Source organism: Nocardia sp. NPDC004582 (assembly GCF_053602115.1).
In genome coordinates this window covers 1-4130 of sequence record NZ_JBSGCY010000258.1, presented here as the reverse complement: position 1 = coordinate 4130, position 4130 = coordinate 1, and the positions used below count along the sequence as shown (strand labels likewise).

General features: G+C 69.1%; 4 protein-coding genes. 2 read left to right on the top strand and 2 right to left on the bottom strand.

Annotation, left to right across the window (positions count from 1 at the left end; translation table 11 throughout):
* Positions 1-303 precede the first annotated feature (303 nt).
* Positions 304-921, bottom strand: a complete 618-nt coding sequence (locus ACWELJ_RS33565) for a TIGR03085 family metal-binding protein (RefSeq protein ID WP_452370091.1) — start codon at positions 919-921, stop codon at positions 304-306.
* A gap of 245 nt (positions 922-1166) precedes the next feature.
* Here ACWELJ_RS33565 and ACWELJ_RS33560 point away from each other — a divergent pair, with 245 nt between their 5' ends.
* Positions 1167-1556 carry a DUF4189 domain-containing protein gene (locus tag ACWELJ_RS33560; RefSeq protein WP_452370090.1) on the top strand — a complete coding sequence of 130 codons (390 nt, stop codon included), beginning with the start codon at positions 1167-1169 and terminating at the stop codon, positions 1554-1556.
* Positions 1557-1575: 19 nt separating this feature from the next.
* Entirely contained in the window at positions 1576-2136 is a 561-nt protein-coding gene (locus ACWELJ_RS33555) for a hypothetical protein (protein ID WP_452370089.1), read from the top strand.
* A gap of 116 nt (positions 2137-2252) precedes the next feature.
* On the opposite strand, the gene ACWELJ_RS33550 is transcribed toward ACWELJ_RS33555, so the two are convergent.
* A partial coding sequence (locus tag ACWELJ_RS33550) for a ribonuclease J (RefSeq protein ID WP_452370088.1) occupies positions 2253-4130 on the bottom strand: 1878 nt, incomplete at its 5' end.

Below are 4130 nucleotides of genomic sequence, written 5' to 3'. Positions count from 1 at the left end.
CGGCGGGCCGGGGCCTTGCGCGCCGCCGTGCCACGGCCCCTCGCCGGGGTGCGTTGGGTGCGCGCGCGGGACTGCGCGGGAGTCTGCCCCCGCGTGGCCCCCGCTCGCGTACGTGACGTTCCGGTGCGGGCCTTACCTGCCATGCGTCCCAGGCTAGCCGCAACAGCACCACCCGGACCATCCGCAACACCCGGCCCACCCGAATCAGAAACTGTGGCGATCACAACGAAAAACCGCCGTCGACGCCGCGATCAGGCCGAAAACGGCCGGGTCAGCGGGGTGCCGCGGACCCCGTCGTCAGGATCAGACGCTGCGGTCGAGAGCGTGCACCAGCTCCACATCCTCCGGCGCGCCGGTCGCCTCCAGGCGGACCTCGTTGCGGCCGAACGCGTGCAGCAGCAGCTCCGAGGGCGGACCGGCCAGCACCACGGTGCGATCCCCGGCCTGGCGCGCCACCGTGCGGCGGCCGTCCGGCGTGGCCAGCGCGATGGTGATCGGCGACTTGCGATAGGCCATGCGCGCCAAGCCCGTCAACAGCTTCCACAGCCGGTCCTCGTCGGCGGCGGACAGGGTGCGCGGCTCCCAGCCGGGCGCGCCGCGACGGACGTCCTCGTGATGGACGAACATCTCGGTGGTGTTCATCAGCGCGTCGACCGGGCGCAGATAGAACGGCGGGCCGGAGCGCACCTCGTCGAGCAGCCGCGCGAACGGGCGCTCGGTGACCTTGCGCTGCACGCTGTCCAGATACGGGGCGAACGGCTTCAGCAGGATGCCGGGGGCGGCGTCCGGGCGGCGCTCACGAACGACCAAGTGCGCGGCCAGATCCCGGGCCGTCCACTCCCCGCACAGGGTGGGCGCGTCGGGACCGGCTTCGGCCATCGCCTGAACCAGGGCCTGGCGCTCACGTTGGGCCATATTCATAAGGGCGACCTTAGTCCGGGTTGCCGGGGTTCGCACCGGGGCGTTAAGGAAACCACACGGTCTCCCATAAGGGCCGCCGCTGATCATGATCTGGCACCGGATGTGACATCACAGCCGGAGGCGGTCCGCGACGCGATGCCGCCGCACAAACCACAGATGCCGGTTGGCGTCAACACTTCCGGATCGGTAACTTGATCCCTCGGTCCATAGGGTCGTGGACCCGAAAGCACAAGAAGGGCAACACCTTGAAGAAGATCGTCAGCGGCGCAGCCGTGATGGTCGCGGCCGCCGGTTCCCTGCTCGCTGGGACGGCTGCTCCGGCCAATGCTTACCAGGACTACAACTACGGCGCGATCGCGCTGTCGGTGTCGACCGGGCGAATCGGCTACTCCTACGACTATTCCGACAGCCCCGCGGCGCAGAACGCCGCCATGAGCTCGTGCACCTACAACGACTGCAAGATCGTGGCGCGCTTCGCCAACGGCTGCGGCGCCATCGCGTACTCCTCGCGGGACGGCTACTACACCTTCGGCGCCGCCACCTCGCGCATCGCCGCCAAGAACCAGGCGCTCAACCGGAACTCCGGCGACGCCACCATCATCCACTGGAACTGCACCACCGGTTACCAGCTCTGAAATCACGGGGAGAATTTCGTTGAAGCACACCGTTTTCCGCGCGACCGCCGCGCTGATGCTGGCCACCTCGGCCTTCGGCCTGGTGGCCTGCAGCAAGTCCGATGACACCAGCAAGGCCGCCACCACCACCTCCGCGGCCGCCCCCGCCGGCAAATTCGAGGGCAGCACCGACGGCGACGCCAAGCTCACCGGCGCGGCCCCGGCCCCCACCACCGCGGCCGACCTGCCCAAGCCCTCGGTCGCGGACCTGAACGACAAGGTCAGCAAGGCGTTCGATCCGTCGATCGACTCCAAGACCAAGACCGACTGGATCGAGAACGCCGGGCTCGACCCGCAGCTCGCCCAGAAGCTGGTCGACGCCGCCAAGGCCAACAACGTCAAGATCAAGATCACCAACGTGGGCGACCCGGCCGCCGGCAAGCTCAAGGCCGACGCCGACGTCACCATCGACGGCAAGCCGGTCCAGAACGCGACGGTCTCCTTCGTCACCGAGGGCACCGAGTGGAAGATCGACCACAACTACGCCTGCAGCATCGTCAAGGCCGCCAAGCTGGACTCCGCGGCCTGCCAGGATAAGTAGAAACTCTCGTGGTTCCCGCCCCAGGCGGCGGGCGGATCACTCACCGGCAGAACGTAATCGCCCCGACAGCTTCCTGCTGTCGGGGCGATTTCCGTTGCGCTGTTCGACCTTCGAGGTCAGACGCCGATGACCGTGGGGACGATCATGGGGCGGCGGCGGTACTTCTCGGCGACCCAGCGGCCGACGACACGGCGGACGGACTGGGCGATGCGGTGGGTGTCGGTGACGCCCTCGACGGCCAGGCGGTGCAGTTCGTTCTCGACGAGTTCCTGGGCGCCGGAGAGGGCTTCGGGATCGTCGGAGAAGCCGCGGCCGCTGACCTCGGGGGTGCTGACGGCCTTGCCGGTGGCGGAGTCGACGGCGACATTGATGGAGATGAAGCCGCCCTCGCCCAGGACCAGGCGGTCGGAGAGAGTGGACTCGCCGACGTCGCCGACCGAGAGGCCGTCGACGTAGACCTGGCCGACGGGGACGCGGCCCGCGATCGTGGCGATGCCGTCGACCAGGTCGACCACGACGCCGTTCTCGGCCAGGATGACCCGCTCCTCGGGGACGCCGGTCGCCACCGCGAGCGCGCCGTTGGCGCGCAGGTGCCGCCACTCGCCGTGCACGGGCATGGCGTTGGTGGGCCGGACCGCGTTGTACAGGTACAGCAGCTCGCCCGCCGAAGCGTGGCCGGAGACATGGACTTTCGCGTTCTGCTGGGTGACGACCGTCGCGCCCAGGCGGGCCAGGCCGTTCACCACGGTGAACACCGCGTTCTCGTTGCCCGGGATCAGCGAGGAGGCCAGCACCACCAAATCGTCGGGGCGGATATTGATCTGACGGTGGTCGCCGCGCGCCATCCGCGACAGCGCCGAGAGCGGCTCACCCTGCGAACCGGTCGAGATCAGCACCAGCTTGTGCACCGGCAGATTGGCGGCCTGATCCAGATCCACCACCAGATTGTCCGGGATCTCCAGGTAACCGAGATCCTGGGCGATCTGCATATTGCGGACCATGGACCGGCCCACGAAGCAGACCCGGCGGTCGTAGCGCTGCGCCACATCGACCACCTGCTGGATGCGGTGCACGTGCGAGGCGAAGGAGGCCACGATGACCCGGCCCTTGGCCTTGCCGATCACGCTGTCGAGCACCGGGCCGATCTCACGCTCGGGCGTCACGAAGCCCGGCACCTCGGCATTGGTGGAGTCGACCAGGAACAGGTCCACACCCTCGTCGCCCAGGCGGGAGAAACCGGCCAGGTCGGTGAGGCGGCCGTCGAGCGGCAGCTGATCCAGCTTGATGTCGCCGGTGTGCAGCGCGATGCCCGCGGGCGTGCGGATCGCGACCGCGATGGCGTCCGGGATCGAGTGGTTGACCGCGAAGTACTCGCAGTCGAACGCGCCGTGCTGGGTGCGCTCGCCCTCACTGACCTCGATCAGGTTGGGCTGCAAGCGATGTTCGCGGCACTTGGCTGCCACCAGCGCGAGCGTGAACTTCGCGCCGATCACCGGAATGTCGCGGCGCAGACGCAGCAGGAACGGCACCGCGCCGATGTGATCCTCGTGACCGTGGGTCAGGATCACCGCGGCGATATCGTTCATGCGGTCCTCGATGGGACCGAAGTCGGGCAGGATCAAATCGACGCCGGGCTGCTGGTCCTCGGGGAACAGCACACCGCAGTCGACGATCAGCAGCTTGCCGTCGTACTCGAAAACGGTCATGTTGCGGCCGATCTCACCGATGCCGCCGAGCGCGAACACCCGCAGACCGCCCTTGGGCGCCTTGGGCGGGGTGCCCATCGCGTGCGGATCGCGCGGGGCCGGAGCCTGCTCGCGGCCGCCCTGCCGGGAACGGCCACCACCGCGGCGGCTGCGGTCGCCACGGTTGCGGGAATCGTCCTGACGCGAACGGGGAGCTTCCTCGGCCGGTCTGGACTGCGCCTTACCGCGGTCCGAGGCCGCGCCGCGGCCACGGGCGGAACGCTCGCGGGCGGGCCCGGCCTCGCGAGC